General features: G+C 68.2%; 8 protein-coding genes and 1 pseudogene. 6 read left to right on the top strand and 3 right to left on the bottom strand.

What is annotated here, in order from left to right; translation table 11 throughout:
• Positions 1 to 6: 6 nt before the first annotated feature.
• Positions 7 to 519: a hypothetical protein gene (locus EAT51_RS08715; RefSeq protein WP_130517021.1), complete on the bottom strand. Its 513-nt coding sequence runs from the start codon at positions 517 to 519 to the stop codon at positions 7 to 9.
• A 252-nt stretch (positions 520 to 771) separates the two neighbouring features.
• Here EAT51_RS08715 and EAT51_RS08710 point away from each other — a divergent pair, with 252 nt between their 5' ends.
• The 3 genes from EAT51_RS08710 (at position 772) to ppa (ending at position 4,778) form a co-directional block, all read left to right on the top strand.
• Positions 772 to 1,929, top strand: coding sequence for a GumK N-terminal domain-containing glycosyltransferase (locus EAT51_RS08710; protein WP_130517019.1), 1,158 nt, complete (start codon positions 772 to 774; stop codon positions 1,927 to 1,929).
• 154 nt (positions 1,930 to 2,083) lie between these two features.
• A complete protein-coding gene (locus EAT51_RS08705) occupies positions 2,084 to 4,117 on the top strand; it encodes a sodium-translocating pyrophosphatase (protein WP_130517017.1) in 2,034 nt (677 codons plus the stop codon).
• A gap of 121 nt (positions 4,118 to 4,238) precedes the next feature.
• Positions 4,239 to 4,778 (top strand): inorganic diphosphatase, encoded by a 540-nt coding sequence (gene ppa / locus EAT51_RS08700; protein ID WP_130517015.1) that lies wholly within the window; start codon positions 4,239 to 4,241, stop codon positions 4,776 to 4,778.
• A 472-nt stretch (positions 4,779 to 5,250) separates the two neighbouring features.
• On the opposite strand, the gene EAT51_RS20770 is transcribed toward ppa, so the two are convergent.
• Both EAT51_RS20770 and EAT51_RS08690 read right to left on the bottom strand, forming a co-directional pair.
• Positions 5,251 to 7,098, bottom strand: a complete 1,848-nt coding sequence (locus EAT51_RS20770; protein ID WP_165421942.1) for a sulfotransferase — start codon at positions 7,096 to 7,098, stop codon at positions 5,251 to 5,253.
• Between the two features lie 49 nt (positions 7,099 to 7,147).
• A complete protein-coding gene (locus EAT51_RS08690; protein ID WP_130517010.1) occupies positions 7,148 to 7,834 on the bottom strand; it encodes an ion channel in 687 nt (228 codons plus the stop codon).
• A 348-nt stretch (positions 7,835 to 8,182) separates the two neighbouring features.
• Here EAT51_RS08690 and EAT51_RS08685 point away from each other — a divergent pair, with 348 nt between their 5' ends.
• The 3 genes and pseudogenes from EAT51_RS08685 (at position 8,183) to EAT51_RS20865 (ending at position 15,811) form a co-directional block, all read left to right on the top strand.
• Entirely contained in the window at positions 8,183 to 11,230 is a 3,048-nt protein-coding gene (locus EAT51_RS08685) for a TonB-dependent receptor (RefSeq protein WP_130517008.1), read from the top strand.
• Between the two features lie 526 nt (positions 11,231 to 11,756).
• Positions 11,757 to 13,700, top strand: coding sequence for an alpha/beta hydrolase family protein (locus tag EAT51_RS08680; RefSeq protein ID WP_130517006.1), 1,944 nt, complete (start codon positions 11,757 to 11,759; stop codon positions 13,698 to 13,700).
• Positions 13,701 to 14,279: 579 nt separating this feature from the next.
• Positions 14,280 to 15,811, top strand: a pseudogene (locus EAT51_RS20865) (BCCT family transporter).
• The last annotated feature ends 223 nt before the right edge of the window (positions 15,812 to 16,034 follow it).

The following is a 16,034-nucleotide window of genomic DNA, read 5'->3' as shown; positions in this document are numbered from 1 at the left end:
CCATGTTTACCGGCAGGGCTTGCCCTCGACCTCCAGCTTGGCCGCGTAGGCCGGCAGCGCGGCCAGCTTGCCGGCCTGGGCCTGGGCCTTGGCGTCCTGCAGGTACAGGCGGGCGCGTTCCTGGCCATCGAGCTTGAGCGCCTGCCCGGCCGGCTTGCGCCACACCTGCACCACCGCCTGCTGGCCGGCGCAGCTGGCCGAGGGCACCTTGATGATGTCGTTGAGCTTCCAGCCCTTGGCCTCGCTGGGCTGGACCTTGTCGTAGTCCATGAACATTGCGCGCGCCTGGCAGACGCTGCTGGTGCGCACCAGGTTCATCGCATAGGGCTGGGCGGCCTCGCCGGTAAAGCGGCCTTCGATGCGGGTGCAGGCCTCGGGGATCTGGCGCAGCGTATGCAGCACGCCGTTGGCCTGGGGGGTGCCAACCGGGCGCTGGATTTCGGGCGACTGCTGGGCCAGCGCCGCCAAAGGCAGGCACAGCAGCCCGGCCAGGACCAGGCGGGAAGCGGATGCGGACATGGGCAGGTCCTTTCTAAGGGAAGGGAAACGGCCGGCAGGCTGGCACGCGCTGGCTGAACACCGGATCGCTTCGCCCGTTCACCGTGTCCACACCGCGCTGAACCGAATGCGCCAAGGCGTGACCTGTGTCGTGGCGGGCTCGCGTTCCACTAGGCGCGCGGACTCCGTCACGTCATGTCATCCCGGCGAGATGGAGGACGCGCAAGGTTCCCGCCGTGCGTGTTTGAGGACATTTGCGTTTTGAAGATTGTGATGCTGACCGTCCACGAGGCCACTTCGGCGCGCAAGGTGGACTTTCACTTCTGGACCGAGTCGCTGGCGCGGCAGGGGCACGCGGTGGACTTCGTGACCGTGGGCCTGAGCCCGCTGACCCGGCTCAAGCCGCAGGCGCGCCGGTTCCAGGGGCCGTTCAACGCCTGGCGCGAGGTCGGGCCCGGCCTGCGCAAGTACCTGTGGCGGCCGGCGCTGCATCCACTGTCACTGGGGCGCCCGACGCTGGACGCGATCACCCGGCCGCTGTTCTCGCTGTATCCGGCGATGCTCACGCGCACGCTGTTGCAGGGCATCGCCGATGCCGATGTGTTCGTCGTGGAGAACGGCGCCGGCCTGTGCCTGGTGCCGGCCCTGGCAAGGCGGTTCCCGCAGGCGCGCTTCATCTACAGCGTGTGCGACCGCATCGCCACGCTCAAGTACCACCCGCTGATCCTGGATGCCGAGCGCGAGGCGCTGCCGCACTTCAGCCTGGTGCGCGTGCCGGCCGAGGTGATGGTGGCCGACTACCCGCACGTGCCCCACGTGCACTACATCCCGCACGGCATCGACAAGGCGCTGTTCGACACCCCGCGGCCCTCGCCCTACCCGGCCGGCACGCGCAACGTGGTCAGCGTGGGCGACATGCTGTTCGACGACCACGCCGTGGACTGCATGGCGCGCGCCGAGCCGCAGGTGCGCTTCCACCTGTTCGGCAAGGGCGCGCGGCTGCAGGCGCCGCCGCCCAACGTGGTCGAGCACGGCGAGCAGCCCTTCGATGCGATCGTGCCCTACCTGCAGCATGCCGATGCGGGACTGGCGCCGTACCGGCCGGCGCTCAATGCCGACTACCTGAGCCAGTCGAGCATGAAGATGCTGCAGTACACCTATTGCCGGGTGCCGATCGTGGCGCCGGACTTCGCCGCGCGCGGCGTGCACACCTCGGCCTACACGCCCGGCGTGGAGGGCAGCATCGTGGCGGCGCTGCGCCGCGCCCTGGCCTACGACCGCGCCGGCATCGACAACAGCGGCGTGCTGGACTGGGACGGGGTGACCGGACGCATGCTGGCCCTGGGCCTGGCATCGACCGCCGAGACCGGCGCCACGCCGCCGGCACCGGCCCGACCGCACCCCACCGCCCAGCAGCGCGCCGACGCCTGAGCGCGCCGTCACGCATCGCGCGGCACTGCATCATCGCGCCGAGCGCGCGCAGGCCTACACTGCCCCACAACGGGCACCGGTCGATCGACGCCCGTCTTCGGCGCCGGGCGTGTCGATGCGCGCGGCGAACCGTCCATCTGCCTTGGGAGGGGTCATGTTGGAACACTACGGTCTTGCGCTGGCGCTGGCATGCGCGGCAATCGCCATCCTGTACGGAATCGTCTCGTCGCGCTGGGTGCTCTCGCGCCCGGCCGGCAACGCGCGCATGCAGCAGATCGCTGCGGCCGTGCAGGAGGGCGCGCGCGCCTATCTCAACCGCCAGTACCTGACGATCGCCATCGCCGGCGCGGTCCTGTTCGTGCTGGTCGGCGTCTTCCTCAGCTGGCCGACCGCGATCGGCTTCGCCCTGGGCGCGGTGCTGTCGGGCGCGGCCGGCTACATCGGCATGAATGTCTCGGTGCGGGCCAACGTGCGCACCGCCGAGGCTGCGCGCCACGGCATGGGGCCGGCGATGGACGTGGCCTTCCGCGGCGGGGCGATCACCGGGATGCTGGTGGTGGGGCTGGGCCTGCTGGGCGTGGCCGGCTACTGGGCGCTGCTGACCCATGTGCTGCGGGTGCCGACCGAGCAGGCGCTGCATGCGCTGGTCGGGCTGGCCTTCGGCTCGTCGCTGATCTCGATCTTCGCGCGCCTGGGCGGCGGCATCTTCACCAAGGGCGCGGACGTGGGCGCCGACCTGGTGGGCAAGGTCGAGGCCGGCATCCCCGAGGACGATCCGCGCAACCCGGCGGTGATCGCCGACAACGTCGGCGACAACGTGGGCGACTGCGCCGGCATGGCCGCCGACCTGTTCGAGACCTACGCGGTCACGGTGATCGCGACCATGCTGCTGGGCGGGCTGATGGCCGCGCAGGCCGGCGCGAACGCGATCCTCTACCCGCTGGTGCTGGGCGGGGTGTCGATCATCGCCTCGATCATCGGCGCGCTGTTCGTGCGCGTGAAGGCCGGCGGCTCGATCATGGGCGCGCTGTACAAGGGCGTGATCGTCTCGGCGGTGCTGGCGGCGATCGCCTTCTACCCCATCACCACCGCCCTGATGCGCGACTCGGCCATCGGCGCCATGCCGCTCTACGGCTGCGCCCTGATCGGTCTGGTCCTGACCGGCGTGATCGTGTGGATCACCGAGTACTACACCGGCACCCAGTACAAGCCGGTGCAGCACGTCGCGCAGGCCTCCACCACCGGGCATGGCACCAACATCATCGCCGGCCTGGGCGTGTCGATGAAATCCACCGCCCTGCCCGTGGTCGCCGTGTGCCTGGCGATCTGGGGCGCGCACGCGCTCGGCGGCCTGTACGGCATCGCCATCGCCGCCACGGCCATGCTGTCGATGGCCGGCATGATCGTCGCCCTCGACGCCTACGGCCCGATCACCGACAACGCCGGCGGCATCGCCGAGATGGCCGAGCTGCCGGCCGAGGTCCGTGCGGTCACCGACCCGCTCGACGCGGTCGGCAACACCACCAAGGCGGTGACCAAGGGCTATGCGATCGGCTCGGCGGCGCTGGCCGCGCTGGTGCTGTTCGCCGACTACACCCATAACCTGGCCGCCGCGCACCCCGGATCGGCCTACAGCTTCGACCTCTCCGATCACCGCGTGATCATCGGCCTGCTGATCGGCGGCCTGATTCCCTATCTGTTCGGCGCCATGGCCATGGAAGCGGTGGGCCGCGCCGCCGGCAGCGTGGTGGAGGAAGTGCGGCGCCAGTTCCGCGAGATCCCCGGGATCATGGACGGCAGCGGCAAGCCGCAGTACCACGCCGCGGTCGACCTGCTCACCCGCGCGGCCATCCGCGAGATGATCGTGCCCTCGCTGCTGCCGGTGGTGGTGCCGATCATCGTCGGCCTGGTGCTGGGCGCGCAGGCGCTGGGCGGCCTGCTGATCGGCACCATCGTCACCGGCCTGTTCGTGGCCATCTCGATGACCACCGGCGGCGGCGCCTGGGACAACGCCAAGAAGTACATCGAGGACGGGCACTTCGGCGGCAAGGGCAGCGAGGCGCACAAGGCCGCGGTCACCGGCGACACCGTCGGCGACCCCTACAAGGACACCGCGGGCCCGGCGATCAATCCGCTGATCAAGATCATCAACATCGTCGCGCTGCTGATCATCCCGCTGCTGGGCTGAGCCCGCTTCCCGGCGGCGCCGACGCCTTGGCAGCCCCTTGCCGGGCGTTGGCGCTGCGTTGCAGCACCGCTGCGCTAGAATGCGGCCCACTTTCGATCACCTCAAAGCATTGGAGCAGCGCATGGGCCTGGGCAGCGTCCCCACCGGCAAGAATCCGCCGGACGAGATCAACGTCATCATCGAGATCCCCAAGGATTCCGAGCCGGTGAAGTACGAAGTGGACAAGGAATCCGGCGCGATCTTCGTCGACCGCATCCTGTCCACCCCGATGCGCTACCCCTGCAACTACGGCTACGTGCCGCACACCCTGTGCGGCGACGGCGACCCGGCCGACGTGCTGGTAGTGCTGCCGCTGCCGCTGGTGCCCGGCTCGGTCATCCGCTGCCGCCCGGTCGGCGTGCTGCGCATGAGCGACGAGGCCGGCAGCGACGAGAAGCTGCTGGCCGTGCCGGTGGAGAAGGTCTTCAGCGGCTACTCGCACATCAACGACATCGCCCAGGTCAGCGGCCACTGGCTGGAGCGCATCGGCCACTTCTTCGAGCACTACAAGGACCTGGAGAAGGGCAAGTGGGTCAAGATCGACGGGTGGGGCGGCGCCGACGAGGCCAAGAAGATCCTGCTGGACGCCATCGCGCGCGACGCAGGCCACGACAAGGCCTGATCCAGGCCAGCCGTCGTCACGAAAGGCGCCCGCTAGGGCGCCTTTTTTGTGTGCCCTTGCCCTACTGCGAGGTCGTCGGGTGGACTTCGCCAACCCACCTCGCCCCCTCCCTTTCGCCGCAGGCGAAGGGGAACTCGAAGTCGCGAACCAGCGACTGAGGGGGTGGGGTGCTTTTGCTCTTGCTTCGGTGGCTTGACCAGGAACGCCCGACCCCTCCCCATCCCTCCCCTGCGCTGCGCACAAGGGAGGGGGCACAAACCGAAGCCCTATTACCTGACGCGCGATGCAGCGGTCCGGCGGGCGGGGGCCGCGCCTAGCGAGGCAGGAAGCCGAGCGCCCGAATCAGGGCAGGATGCCCTGATTGAGGGAAAAACGGCCCCCGCCCGCCGGACCGCTGCCCTTCCGAAGCCGGAAGCACTGCTCTGCCGAAGCCGCGACGCGCACCCGCCGCAACCTAGAACGGAAGAACGGCTCAGCCGTGGAAGGAAGCTTCCAGCGCGCGCTGCGGAACGTCGCCCAGGACGGGCTGCAGGCGTGCGGCATGCGGACGCCAGCGCTCCGCCGAGGACGGGCTGGCCGGCGGCTGCGCGCGCGGCAGGGTCTGGCCCAGTTCGAGGTGCCATTCCAACCCGGCGAAGCCCGCCACGCGCTGCATCTCCCCGTCCGGATCGGCCAGCAGCCGGTCCAGGTCCAGCCCCAGCCAACGCTCGGGCGGCAGCTGCGCCAGATCGTCGAGCAGCACCCGCATGATCCCCGACCACTGACCCGCGACCACAGCCTCCAACGGCAGACCTGACAGCGCCTGCCAGCCCGGCGGCCGCGCCAGCGTCCACGCCGGCCCCTCCCAGCCCGGCAGCACGCCCGCGTCCTGCATGCGGCCCTCCTCCCAGGCGCGCAACAGACTGCCCAGCGCGTCATGCGGCTCGCGATGGACGAAGACGAAGCGCGCATCGGGGAACGCCTGCGCCAGGAACGGCACCCGCAGCGCATCGCGCGCGTCCGCACGCAGCAGGCGCACCGTGCCGCCGGCGGCCGGCACCGGCTTGCCATCGTGACCGCGCAAGCCGCGCGCCAGACGCTCGCGCACCCGGCGCACCGTGTCCTCGACCGCATCGCCCGCCAGCAGGCGATGACTGAAGTCGGCCCGCTGCGGCGCCGCCAGGCGCTGGATGCCGTCGATCGCCCGACGCGCCTCCTCGCCAGCGGCATACAGGCCCGGCGCCCGCGCCAGCGTGCGCGCCACCAGACCCGCACCCGAACACGGCGCCGCCACCATGAACAACGGCTGCCGCAGGCGCGTGGGCGGCGAGCGCGGCTTCGGCGTGGCGACCGTGGGCGCCCCAGGCGGCGGCGCCTCGGATTTCCGCGCGCCTCCCCGGCGCAGCCCGTCCTCTTCGGCCACGGCCACGTCCAGCACCTGCGCCTGCAGCGCCGGCCACAGGCCGATGCCGTTGCGCAGCACCAACTGTTCGACGCCCAGCTGCTGGCAGGCCTGCGCGGTGGAGGCCAGCAGCGCCCGATACGCCGGCCTGCCGGCCGCCTCGGCCCCATGCCGCGCCCACAGCGCATGCCAGTGTCGCGACAGGCGCAGCAGCAAGGCCTGCAGGCCGGCCAGACGCGGATGCGGCACGGCCTCGTTCAACAGGAACATCAGATGCTCGCGCAGCTCCCAGGGCGTCATCACCTGGGGCGCGCCATGCGCCTCCAGCGCCAGCGCCACGCGCTGATCGGACGCCAGGGTCAGCTGCAGCGGCTGCCAGGGCTCGCGCTCGGCGCGGCCCGGCGTGCGGCCGCGGGTCAACAGCTCCCAGAAGCGCTCGCCGCCGACGGTGTCGGCTACCAGATGCAGGCACGGCCCCTGCGCCGGGCCGGCGAAGCGATGCGGACGCCAGGTATCGAACACCCAGGCCGTGCCCGGCGCCAGGTGCGCGACCTCGTCGCCGCACTCGAGCAGCACGTCCGGCGGACTCTCCAGCGGCAGGTGGAGGCGCAGGCGCTCGCGGTGGTAGTAGTCCACCGCCACCTCGGCCGCGTACTGCCGCCCGACCGCGATGCGCTGCAGGAACACCTGGCCCCAGGTCGCGCCCAGCCCGGCCAGCGCCTGCTGCAGCAGCGGCATCTGCCGCAGCAACGGCGTGGCACGCATCGGGCCGGACAGGGCCGCGCTGGCCGGATCGCCCCCGCAGCTGACCAGCCGCAGCCGTTGGCCGCCGTCGGCGCACCGCTGCCAGCGCTTGTCCGCCACGGCCGTCGCCTCGTGCAGCAGCGGACCGGGATCGAACTGGACCGGGAGCTGGATCAAAGGAACCTGCAATTTCATGCGGTGCGCGACTGAGGCGTGGACAAAGCCGCGCATCGTAGCGCGCGCGTCAACCGTCTGACCGGTCGCCACGTTGCGCGCGCACGCGCAAGGTGGTCAGCGCGATCAGGCGCGAGACCACCAGCGCGATGTACATCACCCCGGCGAACTGCTCGAGCATGACCAGCGCGCGCGCCTGCGGCAGCACCGGCACGATGTCGCTCAGGCCCACCGCCGAGAGCACACTGAAGCTCAGATACAGCAGCTCCATCCAGCTGCGCGCGCCGCTGGTCACGCCGTTGGCGCTGAAGCTGCCCGGGTACCACTGCTGGCACACCGAGAAGGCGAAGGCGAATGCCCACGCCAGCAGGGTGAAGGTGGCGCCGGCGGCGAACAGCTCGTCGCTGGTGACGCGGTGGTCGTCCAGCATGTAGCCGATCAGGCTGGCGGCCGTATAGAAGTACAGCAGGCATTCCATGGCCTGGGCGAAGGTCACCAGGCCCGGCAGCTGCCGGGTCACCCCGAGCAGCGAGCAGGCCACCGAGGGCAGCGCCAGCAGCCAGGCGATCCAGTTCACCGCCGGACTGCGATTGACCACCCACAGCGCCAGGGCCAGCACCAGAATGCCGAACGCCCCCAGCAGCGCCTGGCCGGTGCGGGTGTCGTTCATGGCGGGGTAGAGCAGCACCCCGGCCAGTTGGACGACCAGCAGCATGGCCGAGGGGTGTCGACGCAGGGGATGGAGATCCAGGCGCATGGGGCGATCTTGCAGTGCGGGATCGCATCGTAATCACGCGCCTGTGGGGAGCGTCACAAAAGTGAAGGAACCTTTAACAGAACAGGAAAGTAACAAACGCGTCACTAATTAACTCGCTCTTAGTTTCAATAAAATTTATTTTTGTCACATGTCGACAAATTGTCGGCATGTCGACACAAGGTGCCACGCATGCGACGAAGTAACTCGTTAAGTTCCCGTTCGCGCGCCGTTGGGCGTCCGTTACGCGGCCGCGCACCTTGCCTGTGCCCTCCTACTAGTCACGCATCCCGCGGGCGAGTTTGGAAGGGCGCTCTTGCCTTGCTGTATTTATTGGGAAGCCACATTCACATGAGCCACAGAAATCGTCACCACGGCTTGCGCCGCACCGCCCTGGCCCTCGTGCTCGGCGCCGCGCTGGCGCAGGGCGCTGCCTACGCGCAGAGCACCGCCGGCAACATCGCCGGTACCGCGCCGGCCGTCGCCGGCCAGACCGTGCAGATCACCAGTTCCGCCTCCGGCGTGTCGCGTCAGGTGCCGGTCGATGCCAACGGCCGCTTCCGCATCCCCGCCCTGCCCACCGGCACCTACACGGTCACCCTGACCGGCGCCGACGGCACCGCCTCCAGCCAGACCGTCACCGTCGTGGCCGGCCAGACGGTCAACGCCGAGTTCGCCGATGCGAGCGGCGGCGGCGCGGCCAAGAGCCTGGACACGGTCGTCGTGCGCGGCATGAAGAACGTGAACGGCATCGACCTGTCCAGCGTCGAGTCGCGCACCACCTTCACCGCCGAGCAGCTCAACGCGCTGCCGGTGCCGCGTGACATCACCAGCGTCTCGCTGCTGACTCCGGGCACGGTCAAGAGCTCGGGCTACTTCGGCAACGCCTCCTTCGGCGGCGCCTCGGCAGCCGAGAACAGCTACTACGTCAACGGCTTCAACATCACCAACCTCTACGACAGCCTGTCCTTCTCGGAAGTCCCCTTCCAGGCGATCGACCAGTTGGACGTGCAGACCGGCGGCTACGGCGCGCAGTACGGCTTCTCCACCGGCGGCGTGACCAGCGTCAACGTCAAGCGCGGCACCAACGAATGGCACGGCGGCCTGAGTTGGACCAGCGTGCCGGACAGCCTGCGCGCCAGCGTGCCCAACGTCTATCGCAACAGCGACGACCAGATCTTCCGCAGCTACCACAACAACTACAACGCCTCCAACACCTACACCGGCTGGATCGGCGGTCCTCTGATCAAGGACAAGCTGTTCGTGTTCGCGCTGGCCGAGTTCGACAAGAGCAACACCACCTCCTACGGTGCGCGCTCGGACGTGCAGACAGTCACCAATGCCGCGGGAGACTCCGTCTTGTCGCCGGCCATCGGGTCTCGCTCGACCACCGCGCAGGACTACGAAAGCAAGACCCCGTACTGGCTGGTCAAGCTGGACTGGTACCTCAACGACGCCAACCACCTGGAGTACACCGGCTTCGACAACGGCAGCCGCTACACCTACGACTACTACAACGCGGTTTATCAGGCTGACGATCACCCCGAGAAGACCCAATACAACGGCCAGTTGGTCGGCAAGAGCGGCGGCCAGACCGACATCTTCAAGTGGACCAGCTACCTGACCGACAATCTGACCATGGCGCTGCAGTACGGTCAGATGCGCAACAAGGACTCGCAGTTCACCATTGCACCGGACGGAACGCACAGCTACTACGACGGCAATATCTTCGGCGACACGGGCGCCTGTCCATATGTCATCGACCAGACGGGCACCAAGATTGGCTGCGCGGTTGCCAGTCAGGTGGGCATCCATGGTGGTCGCAATGAACGCGACAGCTATAAGGGAGACTTCGAGTGGCAGCTGGGCGACCACAAGGTGGCATTCGGCTACAGCGATGAACAGTGGAAGTCCAAGGCCGGAAGCTCTTACTCGGCTGGTGCTTACTGGCGCCTTTATGGCGATTACGCGCGGCTGATCAACTTCCGTACCGGCGGCGGCGTGAAGATCGACCAGAAGTCCTGGTATCTGCAGGACAACTGGCAGATCACTGACAACTTCATGCTCTATGGCGGCATCCGTAACGACTCGTTCGACAACAAGAACGGCGCTGGCGCGAGCTTCGTCAAGCAGGACGACATCTGGCAGCCCCGTCTTGGCTTCTCCTGGGACCTGATGGGTGATGGCAACAGCAAGCTGTTCGGCTCGCTGGGCCGCTACTCGCTTCCGATCGCCGCCAACGTGGCGCTGCGTGCCGCGACGGCTTCGCTCTACACCTACACGTACTATACGTACGACGGGATCAACCCGGTCACCGGTGTTCCCAATGTCACCGGCTCGCTGGACAACGGTGCGAACGACCAGGTCATCAACGGCGAAGACGGTTCCACCCCCGATCCCAAAGCGGTCGCCAGCCGTGGGCTCAAGCCGTATACCCAGGACGAGGCTATCCTCGGCTATCAGCAGACTCTTGTCTCAGACAACAGCTTCGTGGACGGCTGGACGCTGGGCGCCAAGGCGACCTACCGTCGCATGAATAATGTGATCGATGACACCTGCGATACCCGAAAGATCTATCAGGCCGCATCGGCCGCCGGGTATAACATGGCGCACTGGGATGAGGCCGGCGGTGAATGGGGCCTGCCCTCAGGGCTTCCCGGTTGCTATCTCTATAATCCGGGCGAGTCGCTGAACATCGCTTTGGACGTCGATGGCGACGGCGTTGCCGACGATATCCACGTTGACAGCAAGGCGCTCGGTCCGAAGGCAAAGCGTTACTACAAGGCGGTGACCCTCAGCGCAGAGAAGGCTACCGACAAGTGGTACGCCAGCCTCAACTACACGTGGGCCAAGCTCAACGGCAACTACGAAGGCCTGGTCAAAAGCACCAACGGTCAGGATGACACCGGCACGACCTCGGACTTCGACTTCGCCGAGATCATGTACGGCGCCGATGGCTATCTGTTCAACGACCATCGCCACACGCTGAAGGCGTACGGTGCGTACAACTTTACCGACGAGTGGTCGATGGGTGTTGATCTGCAGGTCCAGTCTGGCGCGCCGATCAGCTGCCTGGGCGGCGGTACCGGCACCTTCGGGACCGAGTACGGTTACGGTGGCGTGTTCCACTACTGCAACGGCAACATCGCGAAGCTGGGGACCGCCGGCCGCACGCCGTGGACCTGGGCCGTCAATCCGAACGTGGTCTACAAGCCGCAGTGGGCTAACGGCCTGAGCCTGCAGATGTCGGTGTTGAACCTGTTCAACTCCGTCAAGCCACTGCAGGTATATGAAGAGCGCGAAGACACCCAGCGTGGCGAGACCTACAACAGCTACAAGCTGGGCAAGTACTACACCACCCCGCGCTATGTGCGCTTCCAGGTGCAGTACGACTTCTAAGTGGTTTGATCGGGCGTCGGTCTGAGCCCGTCTAGAAGTTGCGACACAGACCCCGCCGGGCGACCGGCGGGGTCTTTTGTTTTGTACTTTCTTCAAGTGCCCGAGTGGGACGCCTTGCGGCTTCGGAGGGGTATCGGTCCGGCGGGCGGGGGGCCGCTTTCCCCTCAATCAGGGCATCCCGGCCTGATTCGGGCGCTCGGCTTCCTGCCTCGCTGGGCGCGGCCCCCACCCGCCGGCCCGCTGCCTCACACCTCACGCGCTTGCAGCGCCTCGACGCGGCCGGGCGCGCGGGGAGGGAGCAGGGGTGGCCCGCGGCAGCGAGTCTGCCATGGATGGCGAACCTAACCGAGAAGCCGCGCCCGGCCGAGTCGAGGCTGGTTGGCGAAGTCGAGTTCCCCGGCCTGGTACGCCGACGACAACACCCTGCCCGAGCGGGCGCCGCCGCATTCACGCGCCTGCGGCTTTGCGCTATCGTTTTGGCGGGGATAGACGCCCGGCATGGGCGACAACACGACAAGGGGCGACGATGAAGGCATGGAAGCGGGCCATGGTGGCCGCGGTGGTGGCCTGTGCGTGTGCGCAGGCCGGGGCGGAGGTGCCGGTGCCGGTGCCGGTGGAGGCGTTCGCGCAGGCGAGCAAGCTGTCCGGCCCGATGCTATCGCCGGACGGCAAGTATCTGGCGGCCTCGGTCGATCTGGACCATGGCATGTCGGCGCTGGCGGTGTACCGGCTGTCGGACATGGTGCAGACGGCGCTGCTGAAGTTCCCGCGCTATGAGCTGGCCACCCAGGTGCAATGGGTCAGTAACACGCGGCTGGTGATCGCCAAGGGCCGCAAGGTCGGCACCCTGGAGAAGCCGCGGCCCAACGGCGAGGTCATCGCCAGCAATTTCGACGGCAGCGGGCAGAAGTACATCTACGGCTACGAGCAGCGCGCGGCCAGGTCGACGCTGGACCGCGGCTTCGGCTACATCGAGGGCGTGCCGGAGATCCCCAACGGCCATTTCTACCTGCGCCAACTCTCGCTCGAAGCGCGGCGCTCGATGCTCTACGACGTGGACACCGAGAAGGTCACCTTCCGCCTGATCGCCGACATCGGCGTGCCGGACCTGGACTTCGTGCTCGACCACACCGGCAAGCCGCGCTTCGCCATCGGCACCGACGATGACGACAAGCCGCTGCTGTATCGCGCCGGCGACGACGGCGCGTGGCTGCCCATGCCCACCAGCGAGGCCGAGCTGTGGCAGCCGTTCGCCTTCAGCCCCGACGATCGTCAGCTCTATGCCTTGCGCAGCCGCAAGGGCGGACCGGCCGAACTGGTGCGCAGCGACGCCCAGGGCGGCAACCTGCAGGTCCGGGCGCGCGACAGCTTCGCCAGCGTCAGCGATCTGCAGTGGACCCATGCGCCATCGGTGCCGTTCGCCGCGCAGGCCGGGCGCGGGCCGAGCCGCTTCATCTATTTCGACACCGACTCGCCCGACGCGCAGCTGCATCAGGCGCTGACCACGGCGCTGCCGGGCAAGCATGTGGACTTCATCAACCAGAGCCAGGACGGCCAGGTCGTGCTGCTGTTCATCGACAGCGACCGCGACCCGGGCGCGTGGTATCTGCTCAACCGCAGCGACAACAAGCTGCGCCGCCTGCTGACCCCGCGCGAGGGCATCGACCCGGCGCGGATGGGCGAGCGGCGCGTGCAGCGCTTCACCGCCAGCGACGGCCTGTCCCTGGAGGCGATCGTCACCGTGCCCGCGGGCGTGCGCGATCCCAAGGCGCTGCCGATGGTGCTGCTGCCGCACGGCGGCCCGCACGGCATCCGCGACGACTGGGAGTTCGATACCCACGCGCAGTTCCTGGCCAGCCGCGGCTACCTGGTGCTGCAGGTCAACTATCGCGGCAGCGGCGGGCGCGGCGCGGCCTTCATGGAGGCCGGTTATCTGAAGTGGGGCACGCGCATCCAGGACGATCTGCTCGACGGCGTGCGCTGGGCCATCGCCCAGGGCATGGCCGATCCCAAGCGCGTATGCGTCTACGGCGGCAGCTTCGGCGGCTACTCGGCGATGATGACGGTGGCGCGCGCGCCCGGGATGTTCCAGTGCGCGGTCGGCCTGGCCGGCATCTACGACCTGGACATGATGTACAGCAAGGGCGACATCAAGCGCACCGATTCGGGCCGTCACTACCTGCAGCGGGTGATCGGGCGCGATGCGGCCGAGCTGGCCTCCAACTCGCCGGTCACCCTGGCCGGCAAGATCACCGTGCCGGTGCTGCTGGCGCATGGCGAGGACGACGAGCGTGCGCCCTTCGCCCAGGCCAAGGCGATGCGCGCCGCGCTCACCGCCGCCGGCCATCCGCCGCAGTGGATGGCGGTGCCCAACGAGGGCCATGGCTTCTACAACGAGGCCAATTCGATCGCCTTCTTCAATCAGCTGCAGGCCTTCCTGGATGCGCATATCGGGGATGGGGCGCGCTAAGCGACGCTGGGAGAAGGCTTTCGTCGTGGTTTAGAGGGCGCGAGGTGGCTGGCGCCCATGCGAGGGCGCGACGTCCATGGATTCCCGCTTTCGCGGGACCTTTGCAAAACATCGCTGATCGGGAACGACGATTGCGCCTTGGTGGCTGGCCAATTGATCGGGAAAGCCCCGACCCCTCCCCAGCCCTCCCCTGCGCTGCGCGCAAGGGAGGGGGCAGTAGGTTGCTTGCTGTGCCACCGCCTACTGGGCTTGGCCCCCTCCCTTTCGCCGAAGGCGAAGGGGAGGGTTGGGGTGGGGTGCTTTTGCTTTTGGCTTTGACCTAGATCGGCGCAGTCAGCCGATGAGTACCACCCGAACGCAGCCGAGGGGAGTTTTGCAAAGGTCCCGCTTTCGCGGGAATGACGGAGGGGGGTTGCCTGCGCTGAGGCCTGTGCTTGAGCGTGAGACGCGCCAATCGGGCCGATGCGGCGCCTGCGATGCACGGTGCAGTGCGTCGCCACGTGCCGATCACCGCCGCGGCTGTACCGTGCACCGCTTTTAGCGGCGACCGCTGGGCGCGCCGCAAGAACGGAGCTGGCCGTGGTCTACAGGATTTCGCTGTTCATCGTCATCGCGCTGGTGCTCGCCGCCGGCGTCGCGCCCGATGCGTTCAATGCGGTGATGCAGGCGGCGCTGAAGCAGACCATCGGCGCGGCCGGCTCGCTGTATCTGCTGGTGGTGTTCGCCGCGCTGGTGTTCCTGCTGTTCCTGTGCGTAGGCCGCTTCGCCGACCTGCGCATCGGCGGCGAGGATGCGCAGCCGCAGTTCTCCAACGCCAGCTGGCTGTCGATGCTGTTCGCCGCGGGCATGGGCATCGGCCTGGTGTTCTGGGGCGCGGCCGAGCCGCTGTCGCATTTCATCACCCCGCCCGAGGGGCTGCAGCCGCGCAGCATGGACGCCGCGCGCGCGGCGATGCGCTACGCCTTCTTCCACTGGGGCCTGCATCCGTGGTCGGTGTACGCGCTGATCGGCCTGGCGATGGCCTGGTTCCAGTTCAACCGCGGCGGACGTGGGCTGATCAGCGACCTGCTCGAACCGGTGCTCGGCCGCCGGCATGAGGGCTGGATCGGCCACGCGGTCAATATCGCCGCGGTGGTGGCCACCACCATCGGCGTGGCCACCACGCTGGGCTTCGGCACCATCCAGATCGCCGCGGGCCTGGAGCGGGTGTTCGGCATCCACGCCTCCGCGCCGGTGCAGCTAACCGTCATCGCGGTGTCCTTCGTGCTGTACATGGCCTCCAGCGTCACCGGTGTGGAGCGCGGCATCAAATGGCTGTCCAACTTCAACGTCGGCCTGGCCGCGCTGCTGCTGGCCTTCGTGCTGGTGCTGGGGCCGACCAGCTTCATCTTCGACACCTTCACCACCACCCTGGGCAGCTATCTCAAAGCCTGGTCAACATGAGCCTGCGCATGTCGCCTTTCTCGCGTTCGACCTGGGTGGCGACCTGGACGATCTTCTACTGGGCCTGGTGGATCGCCTGGGCGCCGTTCGTGGGCGCGTTCATCGCGCGGGTGTCCTACGGCCGGCGCATCCGCGAGTTCGTGTTCGGCGTGGTGCTGGCGCCGAGCCTGCTGGGCTTCCTGTGGTTCTCCACCTTCGGCGGCGCGGCGCTGTGGGCGCAGCTGTTCGGCCATGTCGATCTGGCCGCGGCGCTGGCGCAGGGCTACGAGACGGTCCTGTTCGCGATGTTCGACAGCCTGCCGCTGTCCTGGCTGCTGTCCGGCCTAGCGCTGCTGCTGCTGTCGATCTTCTTCGTCACCTCGGCCGATTCGGCCGTACTGGTGCTGGCCAGCATGTCCTACGACAAGGCGCAGGACCCGCCGCTGTCGCGCAAGATCGTCTGGGGCTCGGCCATCGCCCTGATCGCCGCGACCTTGCTGCTGGTCGGCGGCCTGGAGGCGCTGCAGGCGATGATCACCGTGGCCGCCCTGCCCTTCGCCCTGCTGATGGTGCTGGTGATCGTCGCGCTGTACCGGGCGTTGGACCAGGAGTACCAGGACCAGCAGCGCCGCCTGCAGCGCGACCGCCGGGCCATCGCGCAGTGGCTGGAGCGCGAGCGGGAGCGGTAAGGCCCGCCGGTGCTGCGGCACGGTTTCTAGCGCAACGAAATCCGCGCTTGACAGCCCCGCGCCGGGCGTGGTTTTCTGCCGGCCTGATGAACGCCTTCCGTCCGATCACGACCGCCCAGCAGACCGCGCACGCCGCGGCCTCGCTCCTCGTGCTCGTACTTATTCACTCGCCTCACGGTGCGGGACGGACGGTCGTGTAAGCAGCAAGCACACGAAACCCTGA

This window comes from Pseudoxanthomonas winnipegensis (assembly GCF_004283755.1).
GTDB lineage: Bacteria > Pseudomonadota > Gammaproteobacteria > Xanthomonadales > Xanthomonadaceae > Pseudoxanthomonas_A > Pseudoxanthomonas_A winnipegensis.
The sequence above is the reverse complement of the archived record's forward strand: the minus strand, read 5'-3'. Positions and strand labels throughout refer to the sequence as shown.

Bases quoted from the DNA above. Each gene is read 5' to 3' on its own strand.
- EAT51_RS08710 (WP_130517019.1), top strand. From the start codon at position 772: ATGCTGACCGTCCACGAGGCCACTTCGGCGCGCAAGGTGGACTTTCAC.
- EAT51_RS08715 (WP_130517021.1), bottom strand. From the start codon at position 519: ATGTCCGCATCCGCTTCCCGCCTGGTCCTGGCCGGGCTGCTGTGCCTG.
- ppa (WP_130517015.1), top strand. From the start codon at position 4,239: ATGGGCCTGGGCAGCGTCCCCACCGGCAAGAATCCGCCGGACGAGATC.
- EAT51_RS08690 (WP_130517010.1), bottom strand. From the start codon at position 7,834: ATGCGCCTGGATCTCCATCCCCTGCGTCGACACCCCTCGGCCATGCTG.
- EAT51_RS08685 (WP_130517008.1), top strand. From the start codon at position 8,183: ATGAGCCACAGAAATCGTCACCACGGCTTGCGCCGCACCGCCCTGGCC.
- EAT51_RS20770 (WP_165421942.1), bottom strand. From the start codon at position 7,098: ATGAAATTGCAGGTTCCTTTGATCCAGCTCCCGGTCCAGTTCGATCCC.
- EAT51_RS08705 (WP_130517017.1), top strand. From the start codon at position 2,084: ATGTTGGAACACTACGGTCTTGCGCTGGCGCTGGCATGCGCGGCAATC.
- EAT51_RS08680 (WP_130517006.1), top strand. From the start codon at position 11,757: ATGAAGGCATGGAAGCGGGCCATGGTGGCCGCGGTGGTGGCCTGTGCG.